The sequence below is a fragment of the Streptomyces sp. NPDC001732 genome, assembly GCF_053596315.1.
This window is the reverse complement of record NZ_JBSFFY010000094.1, coordinates 1-18,011: the sequence shown is the minus strand read 5'-3', so window position 1 is coordinate 18,011 and position 18,011 is coordinate 1. Positions and strand designations below refer to the sequence as shown.

The 18,011-nt window shown below is 69.6% G+C and carries 17 protein-coding genes and 1 pseudogene; 8 read left to right on the top strand and 10 right to left on the bottom strand.

Features of this window, described 5'->3' with window-relative positions; genetic code table 11:
- Positions 1–157, bottom strand: a 157-nt coding sequence (locus ACWCXX_RS37780; protein WP_451135377.1) for a zinc finger domain-containing protein, incomplete at its 3' end; no start/stop codon positions are given.
- A gap of 152 nt (positions 158–309) precedes the next feature.
- Here ACWCXX_RS37780 and ACWCXX_RS37775 point away from each other — a divergent pair.
- From ACWCXX_RS37775 to ACWCXX_RS37765, 3 genes and pseudogenes are all read left to right on the top strand, one after another.
- Positions 310–903, top strand: a complete 594-nt coding sequence (locus ACWCXX_RS37775; protein WP_451135375.1) for a TetR/AcrR family transcriptional regulator — start codon at positions 310–312, stop codon at positions 901–903.
- The gene (locus ACWCXX_RS37770; protein WP_451135373.1) at positions 900–2,732 is read left to right on the top strand and encodes an alpha/beta fold hydrolase; all 1,833 of its coding nucleotides are present in this window, start codon (positions 900–902) and stop codon (positions 2,730–2,732) included. Before ACWCXX_RS37775 ends, ACWCXX_RS37770 begins: the two co-directional genes overlap by 4 nt.
- A gap of 110 nt (positions 2,733–2,842) precedes the next feature.
- Positions 2,843–3,660 (top strand): annotated as a pseudogene (locus ACWCXX_RS37765) (IS5 family transposase); the annotation flags it as partial.
- Here ACWCXX_RS37765 and ACWCXX_RS37760 read toward each other — a convergent pair.
- From ACWCXX_RS37760 to ACWCXX_RS37745, 4 genes are all read right to left on the bottom strand, one after another.
- Positions 3,624–3,806: a hypothetical protein gene (locus ACWCXX_RS37760; RefSeq protein ID WP_451135379.1), complete on the bottom strand. Its 183-nt coding sequence runs from the start codon at positions 3,804–3,806 to the stop codon at positions 3,624–3,626. The pseudogene ACWCXX_RS37765 and the gene ACWCXX_RS37760 overlap by 37 nt on opposite strands.
- Entirely contained in the window at positions 3,803–6,637 is a 2,835-nt protein-coding gene (locus tag ACWCXX_RS37755) for a Tn3 family transposase (protein ID WP_451135371.1), read from the bottom strand. Before ACWCXX_RS37755 ends, ACWCXX_RS37760 begins: the two co-directional genes overlap by 4 nt.
- Positions 6,586–6,810: a hypothetical protein gene (locus tag ACWCXX_RS37750; protein ID WP_451135369.1), complete on the bottom strand. Its 225-nt coding sequence runs from the start codon at positions 6,808–6,810 to the stop codon at positions 6,586–6,588. Before ACWCXX_RS37750 ends, ACWCXX_RS37755 begins: the two co-directional genes overlap by 52 nt.
- 111 nt (positions 6,811–6,921) lie before the next feature.
- The gene (locus ACWCXX_RS37745) at positions 6,922–7,791 is read right to left on the bottom strand and encodes an IclR family transcriptional regulator (protein ID WP_451135367.1); all 870 of its coding nucleotides are present in this window, start codon (positions 7,789–7,791) and stop codon (positions 6,922–6,924) included.
- A 42-nt stretch (positions 7,792–7,833) separates the two neighbouring features.
- Between ACWCXX_RS37745 and ACWCXX_RS37740 the strand changes: the two genes are divergently transcribed.
- From ACWCXX_RS37740 to ACWCXX_RS37730, 3 genes are read left to right on the top strand one after another with little or no spacing between them, the layout of a single operon-like run.
- Positions 7,834–9,054 carry a homoserine dehydrogenase gene (locus tag ACWCXX_RS37740; protein ID WP_451135365.1) on the top strand — a complete coding sequence of 407 codons (1,221 nt, stop codon included), beginning with the start codon at positions 7,834–7,836 and terminating at the stop codon, positions 9,052–9,054.
- Positions 9,047–10,474 (top strand): aldehyde dehydrogenase family protein, encoded by a 1,428-nt coding sequence (locus ACWCXX_RS37735; RefSeq protein ID WP_451135363.1) that lies wholly within the window; start codon positions 9,047–9,049, stop codon positions 10,472–10,474. Before ACWCXX_RS37740 ends, ACWCXX_RS37735 begins: the two co-directional genes overlap by 8 nt.
- Entirely contained in the window at positions 10,471–11,850 is a 1,380-nt protein-coding gene (locus ACWCXX_RS37730) for an aspartate ammonia-lyase (protein ID WP_451135361.1), read from the top strand. The genes ACWCXX_RS37735 and ACWCXX_RS37730 overlap by 4 nt, the downstream gene beginning before the upstream one ends.
- A 112-nt stretch (positions 11,851–11,962) precedes the next feature.
- On the opposite strand, the gene ACWCXX_RS37725 is transcribed toward ACWCXX_RS37730, so the two are convergent.
- From ACWCXX_RS37725 to ACWCXX_RS37705, 5 genes are all read right to left on the bottom strand, one after another.
- Positions 11,963–12,403 (bottom strand): Lrp/AsnC family transcriptional regulator, encoded by a 441-nt coding sequence (locus tag ACWCXX_RS37725; protein ID WP_451135359.1) that lies wholly within the window; start codon positions 12,401–12,403, stop codon positions 11,963–11,965.
- A gap of 88 nt (positions 12,404–12,491) precedes the next feature.
- Positions 12,492–13,265 (bottom strand): cyclase family protein, encoded by a 774-nt coding sequence (locus tag ACWCXX_RS37720; protein ID WP_451135357.1) that lies wholly within the window; start codon positions 13,263–13,265, stop codon positions 12,492–12,494.
- A 110-nt stretch (positions 13,266–13,375) separates the two neighbouring features.
- Entirely contained in the window at positions 13,376–14,035 is a 660-nt protein-coding gene (locus ACWCXX_RS37715) for an HAD hydrolase-like protein (RefSeq protein ID WP_451135355.1), read from the bottom strand.
- Positions 14,032–15,408, bottom strand: coding sequence for an amino acid permease (locus ACWCXX_RS37710; RefSeq protein ID WP_451135353.1), 1,377 nt, complete (start codon positions 15,406–15,408; stop codon positions 14,032–14,034). Before ACWCXX_RS37710 ends, ACWCXX_RS37715 begins: the two co-directional genes overlap by 4 nt.
- Positions 15,409–15,675: 267 nt before the next feature.
- Positions 15,676–16,149 (bottom strand): hypothetical protein, encoded by a 474-nt coding sequence (locus ACWCXX_RS37705; RefSeq protein ID WP_451135351.1) that lies wholly within the window; start codon positions 16,147–16,149, stop codon positions 15,676–15,678.
- Positions 16,150–16,296: 147 nt separating this feature from the next.
- On the opposite strand from ACWCXX_RS37705, the gene ACWCXX_RS37700 reads away from it, so the two are divergent.
- Positions 16,297–17,061 carry an IclR family transcriptional regulator gene (locus tag ACWCXX_RS37700; RefSeq protein ID WP_451135350.1) on the top strand — a complete coding sequence of 255 codons (765 nt, stop codon included), beginning with the start codon at positions 16,297–16,299 and terminating at the stop codon, positions 17,059–17,061.
- Positions 17,062–17,421: 360 nt separating this feature from the next.
- On the top strand, positions 17,422–17,832 hold the full coding sequence (locus tag ACWCXX_RS37695; RefSeq protein WP_451135348.1) for a hypothetical protein: 411 nt from the start codon (positions 17,422–17,424) through the stop codon (positions 17,830–17,832).
- Positions 17,833–18,011: the final 179 nt, after the last annotated feature.

The following is an 18,011-nucleotide window of genomic DNA, read 5'->3' as shown; positions in this document are numbered from 1 at the left end:
TCCCCTTGCCGGTCCGACACGGGGAACCGGCGGGGGCGGCGCAGGTGGACATCGGGCAGCCGTGCGATTCCACGCGCTTGAAGTCGTCACTCACGCCCCGGAGCGTTTCATGGGGGTATCCCAGACATCCAGCCGTTTGCAACGACTCATGAAACATGATCGCCGCAGGTGGGCCGCCGGACGGGCGACTGTTTCACGAGCGACCACTCATGAAGCACCCGCCCCTCCCGCTTTCGGCTCCGACGTGGACATCGCCGCGAAGAACTTGAGGCGCTTCACAAAATCTATAGACCGGTCTATTCTTAAGTCATGGATGGAACCAAGGGAGCCAGGACCAGCTCGCGACTGGCGGAATCGATGCTGGAGCTGATCCAGCGGCACGGCTACAGCGGCACGGGAGTCAACACGGTGGTGGAGCACGCGGACGCCCCGAAAGGGTCGCTCTACTTCCACTTCCCTCAGGGGAAGGAGGCCCTCGGAGAGAAGGCCGTCGAGCTGGCGGCCGCGCGATTCGGCGTTCTCGTCGCCGACTCGGCGCGAGGGGCGGCCACGCCGGGTGAGGTGGTACGCCGTGTGATCGACGAACTGGCCGGGATGCTCAACGACAGCGACTTCCAGCTGGGATGCCCGGTCTCGGTGGTGACACTGGAAATGGGTGCGCAGAGCGAACGTCTGCGAGACGCCTGCGCCCATGCCTTCGAGTCATGGATCGCGCCGGTAAGTGACCTGCTCAGTGCGCAGGGCCGCCCTCGTCCCGTCGCCCGGGCCCTGGCGACAGCCGTGGTCAGCATGGTGGAAGGAGCGGTGATCGTCTCGCGTGCCCAGCGGTCCACCGAGCCGCTGCACTGCGCCGCCCAGGCGATCGCCGTGCTGCTGGAACAGAGCGCGGAGGCTTCGGCATGATCCAGGAGAACCGGCATGCACTGGTGCTGGGTGCGAGCGGCCTCATCGGGCGCCACCTGGTACTCGCGCTCGGCCAGGCCGGCGTTCGAGTCAGCACGGCCAACCGGAGCCATGAGTCCTACCAGCGGCTGACTCGGTGGCTGGCCGGGCGCGGGTACGACCAGGTCCCGACCGACCTCCGGGTCAACTTCGCCAAGGCGTCACTGATCGACGGCGAGTGCGACGACATCACCGAGATCTACAACTGCGCCGGCGCCTACCGGTTCGGCATGTCGGTGGATGAGGCGCGTCGTGCCAACGTTGACAGCGTCCGCGCGGTCGTCGCGTTCGCGGCGCGGCTGCCGAACCTGCGCCGCCTGGTTCAGGTCTCCGGATACCGCGTGGGCGGGCAGGACGCCGCCCTGTGGAGCGAGGAGTACCGACAGGAGACCTACCGGGCCCTGGGCGCCTACGAGGCGTCCAGGGCCGAGGCGGACGCCGTCTTCCAGTACCTGGCAGAGCAGTCGGGCGTTCCCTGGTCCATCGTCAACCCGCCCAGCGTAATCGGCGACAGCGCCACCGGGGAGTCCGACCAGTACCTCGGACTCGCCTCCAACATGAAAGACCTCTGGCACGGCTCGCTTCCCGCGCTCCCGGGCAACGGGCACACGTTCCTCCCCGTGGTCGCGGTCGATTACCTCGCCCGTTTCATGACGCTGCTTCCGATGGACGAGGCCGCCCACCACACTGCGTACTGGACACTGGACGACGACACGCCCGCACTGCCCGACCTGCTCACGCTCATAGCGGAGCACTACGGGGTCAAGGCACCCAGGACACGGGTCCCGGTGTCCCTGCTCAAGCGGCTGCCCCAGTGGCTCACCAAGGCTGATCCGGAGACCCTGACGTTTTTGTCGACCGACCGCTACCCGACCGATTCGGCCCGTGCCTTCGCCACCCGGCACGGGCTGGCCATGCCGGACACCGCCACGACGATCCGCCGCTGGGCCGACCACCTTGCAGCCCACCGCTTCGGCGACGCCCCCGCAGGTGACAGACGATTCACCAAGCTGGGCGGGATACGGACTTTCGAGCTCGGCAAGGCAGGCGCACCCACGGTGGTGCTGCCCGGTCTGCCGGTCAACGCCGACACCTGGGCACCGGTCGTCACGGCGGTCGGGCACGCGCGCGCCGTCGACCTGCCGGGACTGGGCATGAGCGCCGGACGCCGCGAGGACTGGCAGTCCTGGCTGACCGCGCTGGTCACCGAGACCGGTGCCCGTCACCTGGTGGGTCACTCCATCGGCGCCGCGGCCGCCGTCGACGCCGCGGCCGCCCACCCCGATGCGGTGGATCAGCTCACGCTGGTGTCACCGTTCTTCCTGCAGGGGCACCCGCCCCGCACCGCCAGGCGGCCGGCCCTGACCCGCTGGTACCTGAGGCGGACCTCCCCCGAGGCGCTGGCCGAGCGGCTGACCGGCGCCACGGGCCACGCGGCCGCGCTCCGGTCGGCTGTCGCGGATCTTCGCCGCGGCACCGTTGGGGCCACCGCCGCCGGGCTTCTGGCCGCCACGGCGAACCCGCAGTGGCGTGCCGACCTCCAGGCCAAGCTGCAGCACTACCCAGGGCGTGTCCACATCGTCCTGGGCTCCAACGATCCGCTCACCGTTGAGGGACAGTCGCTGCTGGACACCCTCCCGCACGTCACCGTGACAGTGGTTGCCGGCGCGGGGCACCATCCTCAGCTGACGCACTCAGAAGTCGTCGCTCAGGCCATCGGTTCGCAGACCGCCTTCCTGGGCTCGCACAGTGAACCCGGCGTCAGGGCGGCACGCGCACGACCGCGGTGACGAGGTGCTTGGCAGTCGAGGCAGTGCGACGAGCACGGCGGGTACGCCAGCTGGTCCGTCTCCTGGGCAGTGTCTTCAAGTGATCTCGGGTGATGGATCATGGTGTCGTGATACGTCGCCATGAACTGTCCGATGCCGAATGGGAGTTCGTCCGGCCGCTGTTGCCCGAGCCGTTGCGGGGGCGGAAGCGGCTGGACGACCGCAGGGTCCTGAATGGGACCGGGTGGAAGTTCCGGACCGGGACGGCCTGGCGGGACGTGCCCGAGCGTTACGGGCCGTGGGCCACGCTGCACACGCGTTTTCGCAGGCGGGCGGCGGACGGGACGTTCGGTCGGATGCTGCGGGCCGCTCAGGCGGACGCGGACGCGGCGGGGGGCATCGAGTGGCTGGTGCCGGTCGACTCCACGGTCGTCCGCGCCCGTCAGCACGCGGCCGGGGCCCGAAAAGGGGGCTCCGCGACCCGGCCCTGGGCCGGTCCAGAGGCGGTCTGACCAGCAAGATACACCTGGCCTGCGATGGGCGGGGCCGTCCGCTGGCCTTCGTCGTCACGGGCGGCAACATCAACGACTGCACCCGGTTCACCGCCGTGATGGAAGCGATCCGGGTGCCCCGGATTGGACCGGGACGGCCTCGTGTCCGGCCCGATCACGTCCTGGGCGGCAAGGGCTGCAGCTCAAAAGCGATCCGCACCCGGCTCCGCCGCGGCATCCCGCACACGATCCCCGAACGGGCCGACCAGGCCCGCAACCGGGCCAGGCGCGGCAGCCACGGAGGCCGACCGCCGGGCTTCGACCGCGAGGTCTGCAAGCACCGCAACGTCGTGGAACGGTGCTTCAACCGGCTCAAGCAGTGGCGCGGCATCGCCACCCGCTGCGACAGGACCGCCCAGTCCTACGAAGCGGCCGTCACCCTCGCATCACTCCTGATGCGGGCCTGGCATTTGACGACAGAACCCAGGTGCGCGAAATGCTCCACAATCGCGGCGCGGTCGCGAGCGGCGCAGACGCGCATCAGGTCGAGCGCCCGCCACGTTACTCGTCCAAGGGTGGCGATGAGGTCGGCGAAGTCCTTCATCGTGTCTCCGCGGTCAAATGGGCGACGGCCTCCGCCGGGGCTTGGGGTCGGGGCACTATGATCCCCAGGTCGAGGCGCTTGTCCATGTCGAGGCGGAAGGTGCCGTATGGGTTGACGTTGGACCAGAACAGCGCGGTCAGGCCGCGCCGGTCCTCGTCGGTCAGCCTCGATGCCCGGGTCGGTTCGGCCAGGACCTGCTGGACCAGCAGGATGGTGACGTGGACGAGTGCGGACTGGAGCAGGTGCAGGGCGAGCATCGAGGTTTCGGCGTGCTCCTTGTCCGGGCGCGTGAGGGCGCCGTCCTTGCCGTAGTGGAGCACGGTGTTCGCACTGTTCCAGTTCTCCACGACCTGCAGGCCGCCGTGAATCTCCCGGCGCAGGCCGGGGCCGGCCAGGTAGTCGAAGGCGAAGACCGTACGGACCGCGCGGCCGAGTTCTTCGAGTGCGGCGTAGGTGGGGTGCTTGGGTCCGCCACGGGTGAAGCGCCGCAGCACCTGCTCAGCCTCCGCCGTACCGAGTCGGAGCGCGGTGGCGTACTTCACCATCTGGTCGTACTGCTGCTCGATCAGCTCCCAGCGGATCGGCCGCGTCAGCGAGTCGCCGAGCGCCAGCCAGCCGGGCGGGGCATCGTTCGGACGGTACGGGCGGATGCTGCCGATGTTCTTCAGCCGTGGCAGCAGACGGAAGTTGAGCAGCTCGGTGAAGGCGAACCCGACTGCCGAGGCGCCGTGGGTGTCGACGTAGTTGGACTCGATCTCGGCATCCGTGCAGTGCCGCAGCAGGCCCTCGATCATCGCCGCGACCTCGGACGACGAACAGCTCTTGAGCTGGGAGTAGATGCAGACGTTCTTCCGCTCGACGTGCCAGTAGATCATCACGCCGTTGCCGCCATACCGGGCGTGGTACTCGGTCATGAAGTTCGAGGACCAGGATCCGAACTTCTTCGAGTCCGAGGCGCACGCGTTCCCCCGGCCCCACCATGCGGTGTCGCGGGCGGCGAAGGTGGCGTTCACCAGCTTCGCCACGGCGGCGCGGAGGTTGTCGACGGTGATGAAGTGCCGACGCACGTGCCGCAGTGCCGCCTCGCTCTCGCCGTGCTCGCCGGTCGCCACGATCGCCCGGATGCCCATGTTGGTGCCCAGCGCGAGCAGTGCGAGCAGCAGGCGGCGCTGGAGGACGTCACGCTCGATGCGCTCGTAGGCGGCCACCGAGGCGAACTCGTCGGTGAAGCCGGTGAGAAAGTCGGCGTTCTTCAGCACGTCCAAGAGGTCCAGGACGCCCCAGCGGCGTGTGACCTCGTCCTTGAGTGCAGCCAGGCCGGTGGGCTCGGCCAACGGCTCCAGTTTTGGAACGGTGATCCACGGCTCGCCCTTGCGGGTGGTGACCTTCACCCCGCCCGCGCTCCCGTCCGCGAGCGCGCCGGAGAGCCGGTCCAGGCCCGCGGTCATGCGCTTCTTCAGGTCCGCGATGAACGCCCTCGGGTTCAGCGGCTGACGGATCGCGGCGTAGTGCACGGCGCGGGTGGCCTCGAAGTCGCCGGGCAGGTCGTCCTCCGGGTTGCGCCAGCGGGCGGCGCCCTCGACGTAGATCTCGCGGCGGCGGACCGCGTCCCGCAGCGCGACCAGGATGCACAGCTCGTAGGGGATGCACTCGATGCGGCCCTTGTCGTCGACGACCGCCTCGCGCCAGTCCTTACGCACCACGCCGTCCATGGGCACGTCGTCGCCGGTGTCGTAGAAGCGGGTCTTGCCGTCGACGTCGGCGTACTTCTTCAGCAGCTTCATCGCGTCCATCACCGGCCGGTAGGCGGTGTTGTTGCACGTGAAGCCCAGGGTGTTCAGCAGCGGCGGCAGCATCTGCCGGTAGTACGAGCTGTGGGAGGAGCGCAGGGTGGTGCGGACCTTGGCCTTGAAGATCTTCTCGTTCGCCTTCGCCTCGGCGACCAGCTCACGGAGTGTCTTCTCCCCGACCACCGGGAACAGGGCGCGGCGTACGGCCTCGTCCGGTTTGTCAACGGCGGCCGTCGCCAGCTTGAAGAGGATGCCCTCCTTGCCGCGCACCTTCTTCAACTCGGCGGTGAGCTGCCTCTCCACCGGCCGCTCGGCACGAGCGTTGATCTTGTGGACCAGAGCGACCAGCAGGTCGACCAGGGCATCGGTGATCTCCGCCTGCCGGGACGAGCACAGCGCCGCGAGCAGCGTGATCCGTACGTCCTCCGCCGTGGCGCGGAAGTCCGAGGGGTACGTCTTGATCGCCCGTGCCCGCCAGGCGGCCACCAGCTTCTCCGAGCAGTCCGCGAACAGCCCATCGGGCAGCCCGAGCTTGCGCACGTCGTTGAGCTTGGTGATCTCCGTGAGCAGGGAGTCCAGGCCGACCGCGCCGGGGTCGCGCTTGAGCGCGGCCAGCAGGGCGGTCCCCGTCTCGTTGTCCTCTGCCACCAGGGACAGCAGTCGAGCCGTGCCCGCCTCGCCCAGGCGGTCGATCGTGCGGGCGCAGAACGTCTTCTCCCACCTGCCCCGCGCCGCGACGAGTACCTTCTCGCCCCGGGTCCGACCCGACGGCTCGATCTTCCGGGTCCGGCACTCGGCCAGCAGGGCCTCGCGCTGCCGGTCCTCCACCAGCTCGACCGGACAGACCTCCACGGCCAGCCATTCCGTCAGCGCCTTCTCGTCCGCGACCGTCGATGGCCGGAACCCCAGGGCCTCGCGGATCTGCTTGCGGTGGTACCCGGCGGTCCGGCCGACCAGCGTGTACTTCGCGAAGTCAGGGGCCGGGACCTTCACCGGATCGGCGACGTACTCCACCGCGGCCGGCGGGACCTCTTCCAGCACATCGGGAACCGGCCCTCCAGCTCGAAGAACTTCAGCAACAGGCTGAAGCCGAGCCGGGTCGCCCCGCTCTTGTTCGCCACCAGGTCCCAGTCGCCGTCTACCAGCGCCCAGTTCGACAACAGCTCTTCTGGCGACCGCTCTTGCCGCACGCCCGCCCTTTTGGCCTCGATCACTCGATCACTCGATCAGACCAACGACGGTGCCCAGGACAGGGAAACGGGGCGTGTCCAGTTACCCGCGACCTACTTTGCGGCTGGTGTCTGAGCTAGGACTCCAGGGCCTGGTCAGGACAGGTTCCCCAACTCGGCCGCCGCTGCCGTCAGATCGGTGCGGACCAGCTCCTCGTGCGGGGCGAGGTCGTTCTGCCGCCCCAGGACGGCGACGGCGGCGAAGACCCGGCCCCGGGCGTCGCGCACGGGCGCGGCGTACTCGGTGATGCCGTGCTCGAACTCCCCGTGCGCGGTGACCAGGCCTCCGGGCGCGTCGCGTGCGTTGGCCCGGGCGACCTCGGCGGCCGAGTGGGCGGCGTTGGGGCCGCCGACTCCGATCAGTTCGTAACCCGCCAGCAGCATGGCGATCTCCTCCTCGGTGTGGTCCCACAACAGTGCGCGGCCCGCGCCCGTACACCAGCAGGGGGTCACCAGCGTCGCCCTGGTCAGCCACTGGTCGGCCATGGCGGGCGAGGGCTCGGCACGCAGCAGCCGTACGAGGACACCGTCCCGGACGGACAGCCGGGCGCTGGCCCCGTGCCGGATCGCGAGGCGGCGCAGAATTGCCCGGCTGCTGTGCAGCAGACCGGGGTTGAGGGAGGCCGCCAGGGCGAAGAACTCGTGGGCGGCGCGCAGAGTGGAGTCCTCGCGGCGTTCGAGGAAGCCCTTGTCGCACAACTCCTGCGTCATCCGTGAGGCCTTGCTGCGCTCCAGGCCCATCTCGTCGGCGAGCCTGCTGACATTGAACCCGGTGCGCCCGGACCGCTCGCGGTCGACTACGGCGTCGACGAGGCGCAGTCCGGTGCGCAGCGACGAGGCCGTGGAGTTCCCGGAGTCGCTCCTGCCCGGCCGGCTGCTCCCGGACGGCCCAGATCCTCCGGGACCGGGCCGGTCACCGCCCTGCTGGGACCGTTCGGATCGCTTGTCGGGGCCGAATGCTGTCACGTCGGCACTATAGCGATCCGCTCGTCGCAGGAGCGGATCGTCATGAGTCTCGGCCGCATCGGCACGGTCTGGATGACCGCCCCGGGCGCAACGCTGTTCAGCACGCACAGGGTCCACGTGAAGGAGAACCAGATGATCCGATACGACCTCGCCCTCATCGGATTCGGCGGTGTCAACCGCGCGCTCGCCGAATTGATCACCGAGCGGGGCGACGCACTTGCCGCCGAACTGGGGTTCGGTCTGCGCGTGGTGGCCATCACCGATCTGCGTGCCGGTTCGCTGGTGCGCGCCGACGGCATCGAACTGGCTCCGCTGCTCGCGGCCACGCCCGGCGAACTGGACTTCTCCCGCATGGCGGGCGGCAGCCCTGATCCCCGCAACGAATGGGTGATCCGGGAGGTCCCGGCCGACATCGTCGCCGAGGCGACCTTCACCAATCCCGAGGACGGCCAGCCCGCGCTGTCGCACGTGCGATGGGCGCTGGAGGCCGGGAAGCATGTCTGTACCACCAATAAGGGCCCGGTGGCACTGCATGGGCGCGAGCTGAAGGAACTGGCCCGGCGTCATGACGTCGCCTTCGAGTGCGAGGGATCAGTGCTCAGCGGCACGCCCGTGCTGCGCACGGCGCGGCGGATGTTCGGGGGGCTGCGGGTGTCGGCCGTCGAGGGCGTCATAAACGGCACGTCCAACTACATCCTCGGCCGGCTGGAGAGCGGCATGGCCTTCGCCGACGCGGTGGCCGAGGCCCAGGCGCTGGGATACGCGGAGGCCGACCCCACCGCCGACGTGGAGGGGCATGACGTCCAGCTGAAGGTCATGATCCTGGCCGGTGAGGTGCTGGGCACGGAACTGAAGCGCACCGACGTGCCCTGCGAAGGCATCTGCGGCATCACCGCCGAGGACATAGAGGCAGCCGCGGCCGAAGGACTGCGCTGGAAACTGGTCGGATCGGCGACCCGGCGCCCCGACGGCACCGTGGATGCGCGCGTCGCCCCCGTGGCGCTGCCGGACAGCCACCCGCTGGCCGGGGTCTCAGGACCGGTGAACGCGGTGGCCTTCCACACCGACCTGCTGGGAACCGTCACGGTCTCCGGGCCCGGCGCGGGGCGCACGGAGACCGCGTACGCGCTGCTGTCGGACATCATCAGCATCCATGAGAGCCACAACGACCGCGGCACCCGAACCCAGGGAGCCACCGGCGGGGCATGCGCCGGCGCGCCGGTGGACAGTGCACGTGAGCTGGAGGAGACGAACCGTGTCTGAGACCGTGATCAACACCGCGCTGCACCTCGGCGACGGCATGGCGCCTGTGCGCAACCCCTACACCGGCGAAACGATCGGCTCGGTCTGTGCCGTCGCTGCGGACGCCCTGGAAGCCGTAATGCTGCGGGCCCGTGAGGGCCGCACCACTGCGCGGGCCATGTCGCGGGCCGCCCGGGCCAAGGTCCTCGACGGCGCGGCCCGGCTGGTGGAGGAACGCGCCGAGTCTTTCGCCCGGCTGATCGTGAGCGAGGCGGGGAAGACCCTCGTCCAGGCCCGCAAGGAGACCGCCCGCGCGGTCAATACCCTGCGTCTGTCGGCCGCCGAGGCCCGGCGCAACGCCGGTGAGGTGGTGCCCTTCGACGCGTACGAGGGCTCCGAGGACCGCCAGGGGTGGTTCACCCGGGAGCCGCTGGGGATCATCGCCGCCATCACCCCGTACAACGACCCGCTGAACCTGGTCGCTCACAAGCTGGGGCCGGCCGTCGCGGGCGGCAACGCGGTGGTACTCAAACCGTCCGCGCTGACCCCGCTGTCGGCGCTGCGCCTGGTGGACACCCTGGTCGAGGCCGGTCTGCCCGAGGAGGTGGTGACCGTCGTCAACGGCGGGCCCGAGCTGGGTGCGGCCCTCGTTGCTTCGCGCGACGTGCGGATGGTGTCCTTCACCGGAGGTTTCCGCACCGGTGAGGCGATCGCCCGCTCGGCGGGACTGAAGAAACTCGCGATGGATCTCGGCGGCAACGCGCCCGTGATCGTCATGGAGGACGCGGACCTGGACGCCGCCGTGGAGGGCTGTGTGTCCGGTGCCTTCTGGGCGGCCGGCCAGAACTGTATCGGCGTCCAGCGGGTCCTTGTCGCCCGCCAGGTGTATGCGGCCTTCCGCGATGCCTTCGTCGCGCGAACACTGCGGCTGAGGGCGGGCGACCCGACGGACGAGCGTACGGACGTAGGGCCGATGATCACAGCCGGCTCGGCAGCCGCTGCCAAGGCCCTTGTCGACGCGGCGCTCGAGCAGGGGGCGACTCTGCTGTGCGGCAATCGGCTCGACGGCAGTGTCTATGCCCCGACGGTCCTGGAGGACGTCCCGGGCACGGCTGCGGTGTGGCAGGACGAGGCGTTCGCGCCGGTCGTCGTCCTCCAGCCCTTCGACTCGTTCGGGGAGGCCGTCGAGCGGGCCAACGAGATCGAGTTCAGCCTGCACGCCGGTATCTTCACCTCCCGGCTGGACCGTGCCCTGGGGGCTGCCCGGCGGCTGGACGCCGGAGGCGTCATGGTCAACGACTCCTCCGACTACCGCTTCGACGCGATGCCGTTCGGCGGCTTCAAGTACGGCAGCATGGGCCGTGAGGGGGTGCGGTTCGCCTACGAGGAGATGACCCAGCCCAAGGTCGTCTGCTTCAACGGGACGGGCGACGGCCGGTGAGCGGCTTTCGCATCGAGTCCGACTCTCTGGGCGAGGTGGAGATCCCCCAGGCGGCGTACTGGGGCGTGCACACCGCCCGCGCTCTGGAGAACTTCCGGATCAGCGGTGTCTCCGCGGCCTCCCATCCGCACCTGGTGCGGGCCATGGCCGCCGTGAAACACGCGGCGGCCATGGCCAATGATGAGGTCGGTGCTCTGGAGCCGCGCAAGGCACGGGCCATCGCCGAGGCGTGCGCCGAAATCGAACGGGGTCGATACCACGAGGAGTTCGTCGTGGACGTCGTCCAGGGCGGTGCCGGCACCAGCACCAACATGAACGCCAACGAGGTCATCGCCAACCTCGCCCTGGAACGCCTGGGTTGTGCCCGTGGACGGTACGACGTCCTCCACCCGCTCGACGATGTCAACCGATGCCAGTCGACCAACGATGTCTACCCGACGGCCCTGAAGATCGCCGTGAGTGCGGCTCTCGCCGACCTCTCCGCTGAACTCGGCCTGCTGTCCGAGGCGTTCACGGCCAAGGGCAGGGAGTTCCGGCATGTCGTGAAGGTGGGCCGCACCCAGTTGCAGGACGCGGTCCCGATGACACTCGGCCAGGAGTTCGCCGCGTTCGGCGTCACTCTGGCCGAGGACACGGCCCGCATCTCCGAAACGCTTCCGCTGCTCGCCGAGACCAACCTCGGCGCCACCGCGGTCGGCACCGGCGTCACCGCGGCACCCGGATACGCCCAGGCCGCTGTCCGGCATCTGCGGGCACTGACCGGGCTGGACCTGAAGGCGGCGTCCGACCTCGTCGAAGCGACCTCCGACACTGGTGTGTTCCTCCAGGTGTCCGGGGTCCTCAAGCGCACGGCAGTGAAGCTGTCGAAGATCTGCAGCGATCTGCGGCTGCTGTCCAGCGGCCCGCAGTCCGGCCTCGGGGAGATCAACCTGCCGCCGCGCCAGGCCGGCTCCTCGATCATGCCGGGCAAGGTCAACCCGGTGATCCCGGAACTGGTCAACCAGATCGCCTTCGCCACGGCCGGGGCCGACGTGGCGATCACCATGGCCGCCGACAACGGGCAGTTGCAGCTCAACGCCTTCGAGCCGCTCATCGGCCACCTGCTCCTCCAGCACATTGCGTGGCTGACTCGCGGCTGCGCCACTCTGCGCACCCTGTGCGTGGTCGGGATCACAGCCAACGAGGAGCGACTGGCGCGGCAGGCCGCAGGGTCTGTCGGGGTGGTGACGGCGCTGACACCTCGCATCGGGTACGCGGCAGCGGCCGAGGCCGCCCGGCAGGCACTGGCCACCGGTGCCGACGTGCTGGACGTCGTCGTCGACAGCGGACTGCTCGACCGTGACAGCGCCGAGCAATTGCTCCGGGCGGGCGTCTGACGGGACGCCCGCAGCCCCTGGGGCATGGGACGCGGCCGGCCCCGCAGGGCAGCCCGCGTACCGCTGCTGCCCGCCGGTCCGCCGGGGGCAGCAGCTCCCTCGCCCCTGCGATTCAGGACCGGCTGCGGTCGACGACGCGGGACAGTGCGAGAGTGGTGACCGTGTCACGTACACCGGGCATCTGGGCCATGTGCTCCCAGATGCCCCTTACGCGTTCCAGGGACCGGGCCTCCAGACTGACCAGCAGGTCGAACTCACCGCTGAGCACGTCGCAGGTGACGACTTCGGGGATGCGCCTGATTGCCGCGAGGACATCCCCGCCGCGCATCCGGTCCTTCCGGTAGACGAGCACATGGGCGCGGACCAGATCCGCGGCCGCCGTGCCGGACGGGCGGACCAGGGTGTAGCCGCAGATGTGCCCCTGCCGTTCGAGACGTTCCACCCGTTGGCGCACGGCGTTCCTGGACAACTGCACACGCTGGCCGAGTTCGGCGTGGGTGATGCGGGCGTTGCGGGTCAGTTCAGCGATGATCTTCTCATCGACGGCGTCCATGGTCTCGGCTCCTGGTCCTGGTCGTGAAAGGACCCCGGCGGCCTGCTGGCCGCCGGGGCGGGGGGCATCGGTTACTGCTCCGGCTGTCTCATCGGACAGTGCGCTCCGCCCCGTGGAGGGCGAACACCCGGGCCGGGAAGCCGGAACCGCCCTGCGGCTTCGGCCAGGTCGCGACGATCAGGGCGCCCGCCTCGGGGACCCGGTCGAGGTTGGCCATCAGCTCGATCTGCCACCGGTCGCGTTCCAGGACATACCGTTCCAGGCTGAAGTCACCTGCCGAGGTGGCCAGACCGGGGTCGGTGTCGGTCTGCTCGTGACCGATGGCGGTGACGCCCACCTCCTCGAAAAGATGGCGCAGTACCGGGCCCGACCAGCCCGGCGCGTGGCTGAGGCCCGCCTCGTCCCGGTTGGCCATGGCGGACGGGTCCGGCCAGCGGCGGCTCCAGCCCGTGCGCAGGGCCACGAAGGACCCGGCTGGTATGCGGCCGTTGCGGCCTTCCCATGCGGTCACGTCGTCCAGCGTGGGCACGGAGTCGGGATCGGCCTCGACACGGTCGGAGATGTCGAGGACGACCAGCGGCAGGAGCATCTCCTCGACGGGGATGTTGTCCAGCGTGCGTGCGCCGTCCACGAAGTGCACGGGCGGGTCGACGTGGGTGCCCCACTGGCCGACGAGCGTGTAGAGGTGCACATTGAAGCCGTCGCCGCGCTTCATGTCGAAGGGCATCTCGCGGCGCTCGTCCGGGAACGCCGGAAAGTGCGGCTGGCCCGGGTGGAAGGCGTGGGTGAGGTCCGTGTGGACGGACGTCTCGGTCAGCTCGCGCAGGGCGGCCCACAGGCGGGGCTCGGAGAAGCGGTCCATGTGCTGTTCGACCTTGTCTCTGTGGTGTGGGCGGGCGCCGGCCCGTGCGACGCGCACGGGCCGGCCGGTGTGGTGGGTTGTTGAGGGGCCGCAGGCCGACGCTCGGCCCGTCAGGTCGGATCGTTCGTCAGCAGGTCGGCCAGTTCTGAGGGCTCGGCTACGGACGCGACGGCACCCGCGGCCTCTTCGGGGCCGCCGTAGCCCCACCGCACATGGACGGCGGGGATCCCCTCGGCCGCCGCGCTCTGCACGTCGTACGCCCGGTCGCCGACCATGAGCGGCCTGGAGACATCGACCCCCCGTGCACGCAGCCGGGCGAGGCAGGCCCGGATGACCTGGCGCTTGGTGGTCCGTCCCGCCGACTCGTCGATGCCGCAGACTGCAGCCAGACGGGCGTCCAGACGGTGGTGCCGGGCCATGCGTTCGGCCTGGTCCTGGACCTTGGACGTTGCCACGCCCATCGTCATCCCCAGCCCGGCAAGGGCGTCAAGCATCTCCGGAACGCCCGTGAACAGGGAGCTGTCGAGGGCACCGTGCTCCGCGTAGTCGGCCCGGTAGGTGTGCAGGGCCCGCCGCGCCGTCTCCTCGTCGAGGCCGACGACGTACCGGAAGGACTCGTACATCGGCGGTCCGACGAAGGAGCGCAGGGTGGGCTCGTCCGGCACCCCTGCACCCACGCTGCGCAGCGCGGCCGCGGCACTGGCGGTGACGCCCGGCGCCGAGTCGATCAGGGTGCCGTCGAGGTCCAGCAGGAGACAGGTCGGGTTCATGAACATCCCGTCTCCGTCGCCTTGGCCGACTGCCCGGCGCCGTATCGCAGGTGGTAGTAGAGGAAACAGGCTCCGACGAACGGGATGCCGAAGTACAGGGCGGTGACCTGCGCCGGGTCGAAGGCGATACCGATGAGCGATGCCAGGCAGAGGGTGAAGGCGAGTACCGGCACGACCGGGTAGAACGGGGTCCGGTAGGCCAGGGTCCTGATGTCTCCGCCGGACTTGACGAACCGCCGGCGGTGCAGGAACTGGGAGGCGACGATGGACATCCAGACGCCGACGGCGGCGAAGCCTGCCACGGAGACGAGCACCAGGTAGACCGTCTCCGCCGCGACCACGCTGCTGAGCAGGGAGGCGAGGCCGCCCAGCATGCTCAGGAGCAGCGCGGTCATGGGGATGCCGCGGGAGTTGAGGCGGCGCAGGGCCTGTGGTGCCTGTCCTTCTTCCGACAGGGAGAACAGCATGCGGGCGCAGGAATACAGTCCGCTGTTCCCGGCCGACAGCAGCGCCGTGATGATCACGAAGTTCATCAGGTCCGCCGCGTACGGGATGCCGACGGTCGAGAAGACGGTGACGAAAGGGCTCTCGTCGAGACCGACCTTCTCGTACGGGATCATCGCGGCGATCACCGCGATGGCACCGACGAAGAAGATCAGCAACCGGACGACGGTCACCCGCAGCGCCTTGGGGACGGCGGTGGCAGGGTCCGCGGTCTCGCCCGCGGCGACGCCGATGAGTTCGGACCCGGAGAAGGCGTAGAAGGCTGCGAGGACGGTGACCAGGATGCCCGAGAAACCGTGGGGGAAGAGGCCGCCGTCGGTGGCGAAGTTCTCGAAGAGGGACGGGAATGCTTGGTCGCTGTCGGCGAGCGGGTGGAAGCCGGCCAGGGCGGCACCGCCCAGGACGATGAGGGCGACCACGGCGACGACCTTGACCAGCGAGAACCAGTACTCGGTCTCACCGAAGACCCGTGCCGAGAAGGCGTTGACGGCGAAGACGACCGCGGCGAAGACCACGCACCAGACCCACACGCCGATCGAGGGGAACCAGCGCTGCATCAGCAGACCGCAGGCGGTGAACTCGGAGCCGAGGGCGACGGCCCAGGTGAGCCAGTACAGCCATGCCGTGGCGAATCCGGTCGCCGGGCTGATGGAACGGGCGGCGTAGATGTGGAAGGAGCCCGAGACGGGGTAGGTGACGGCGAGTTCACCAAGGCAGGTCATGACCAGGTAAACGACGAACGCGCCGACGAGGTAGGCGAGCACGGCGCCGAGAGGGCCGGCCTGGGAGATGGTGAAGCCGGAACTGATGAACAGTCCGGAGCCGATGACGCCGCCCATCGCGATCATGACAAGGTGGCGCGCGGTCATGGAGCGGCGCAGTGCCTGGCCGGGCGCGTCGGACGGGGGTCCGGGCGGTGCGGGGGACCGATGAGGGGACGAAGGCGCTGTGTGCGGCTGCGCCGGGGGGCTTCCCGGCGTGAGAGGCAGGGACATATGAGGTGTCCTTGGGTGGCAGCGGCTGGGGACGGCAACGCATGGCGAAGGGGTGGTGCCACTGATGGGGCCTGCGGCGCGCGGGATGGGTGGCCCCGCGCGCCCCGGCCGGGAGGAGCGCCTGAGGTCGGCGACGTCGAATCAGGCGCGGTGGACGAGGTCGAACGGAGCGGACAGTTCGACGACCGGGACTTCCCAGGGATGGGCATCCAGGATGCGGCCGAGGACGCGCGACACCTCGTCGTCCGGCGTACGAGCGTCGATGTGGACGGTGACGGTGAGCGTGGGAGAGAGGGAACTGTCGCCGACGGAGCCGAAGGCCGGCCGGGCGCCCGGCTCCGTGGTGAAGCCCTCCACTCCGACCCCCACCTCGAAGACGTCGCTGTAGACACCGAAGTCGCCCGCACACGGTGAAGAACGCAGGACCTGCAGCAGCGAGCCGAATGCCGCGTCGTCGCGCAGCGTCTCGGTGTGGCCCGCTCCCAGGGCGGCGAGTGTCTCACCGGTGACCGGCCAGTACACCCGGACCGACCGGACCGAGCGGAGCTTGATGTCCCCAAGGGGTGGCCGTTCGGACACACCATTGAGTGCCGATGCCGTCGTGGCGGTGGTCATGTGTGTGGGTTCCCTTCTCCGATTGACCGTGATGCTATGCGTGCGTTAAGTGCACGACAAGATGTGAATACTGCACAGTTTGGAAAAGTTCGCCGGATGATCACCGAGGTCATCGCTGGGGTTTCCGCGCCGGGTAGAGTGCCGCGCATGGAATCGAGTGTGGGCCGGGGCTTCGACATGCTGTCCGCGCTCACCGGTCGTACGGTTGCCAACCACCGCGGCGTCTCGATCAGCGACCTGGCCCGCGACATGGGACGCGACCGCAGTCAGGTGTCCCGGGCCCTGAACGCCATGGCCGAGGAGGAATTCCTCCTGCGCGACGCCGCCTCACGCACCCTCGCACCGCACTGGCGGCTGTACGCGGACGCACAGGAGCTCACAGCCCACCGGCTGCGCACGGACGGGCAGACGGCGCTGGAAGGGCTGGCCGCCGACACGGGCGAGAGCTGCTACCTCGGCATACTCGTCGGCGACGCCACCGTCACCATTGCGGAACGGGTGCCGCCGGGCAGCAACCAGATCGGCTCCTGGATCGGGCGGCCCTACCCGGCGTACTGCAGCGACTGCGGCCAGGCCCTGCTGTACGACGCCGAAGACGATGAGGTCGCCTCCGTCCTCGCCCGCACCGATTTCGTACGCCACGGACCCAAAACCCCCACCGGCGTCGACGACTTTCTCCACCGCCTCGCGGGGACCCGCGAGCGCGGCTACTCCGTCATCGACGAGGAGGCCGAACCCGGCCTGTACTCGATCGCCGCACCGGTACGCGACTTCCGCGATGAGGTGATCGCCGCGATCCAGATCGTGGGACCGCGTGTCCGCCTGGCCCCCCGAACCGATGACCACGCAGCGGCGGCCCTCTCCTGGAGCCGTTGGCTCCAGGACGCACTGCGCGGCCACAACACCCGCTGACTCGACTGCAAGCAGACACAAAGGCCTTCAGGCCTCCGACACGTGCCGCCCTTGCGTGAACCGCACCGCCTCGGAGGTCTGGCACCCCTGTCCCACCTGCACCGATCCTGACTACCCGCACCCTGGCTGGCACGCTCGCCGCCTGGAGGAGTCGTCGCGGTTCGTACGGGGCCGCCTGGGACCGCTCCCGCACGGACTCGGCGACATCCTCGGCCTTTCCAGGACCGGCATGTTCGGCCACCCCCTGGGCAATGCGACCGCGGCCTCGGCGATGGCGGCAGGGGTGCCGATCACGGCAGGCGCGAACCTTGACGGCAGTCTCATCGCCCTGCCAACGGGCTGCGCAAGCCGTTCCTCCTGATGAGCGAGGACGCGGACAACAGGCCGAGCTGGCCGCCGCTGCGGATGCGGGGGCGGCGAGGTTCTCTTGAAGGGAAGTCGCAGATAGCGGTCCAGTGCGCCGCCGGGAGAGAAGCGGAAGCCCGGCGTGAGGGCGAGGTGGCGCGTGGCCGCCAGGCCGGCCAACCGGCGGGAGTCGGCGTCGAGGAGCTCGAGCCACAGGGACAGACCGCCCTGCAGGACCGGGAAGCAACACCACGGAAGACCAGCCAGTCGCACGATCAAGTCGTCCCACTGGGACCCGAGTTGAGCACATCGACGGCCGATGACCGTCTCCTGGCGCTTCAGGAGTCGGCCGACGACATCGGCCAAACGTCGCGCGAGCGGTCCGTCGTCGGCGCGCCAGTTGCCGAGCAGCTGGGGGAACCGTGACGCCGGGACGTGCCGTGCCGTGCCATTCACGTAGGCCACTTTCCCGGGATCGGACCATGACCGGATGGACGGTCTCGCCCTGAAGGCTGTCCCGTAATCCCCGGTGGATCAGCGCGCGGCGTCAGATGCGGTGCATCGCAAGGCGGAGGGGCGTCCGCATACTGGATGTATTCGGACGT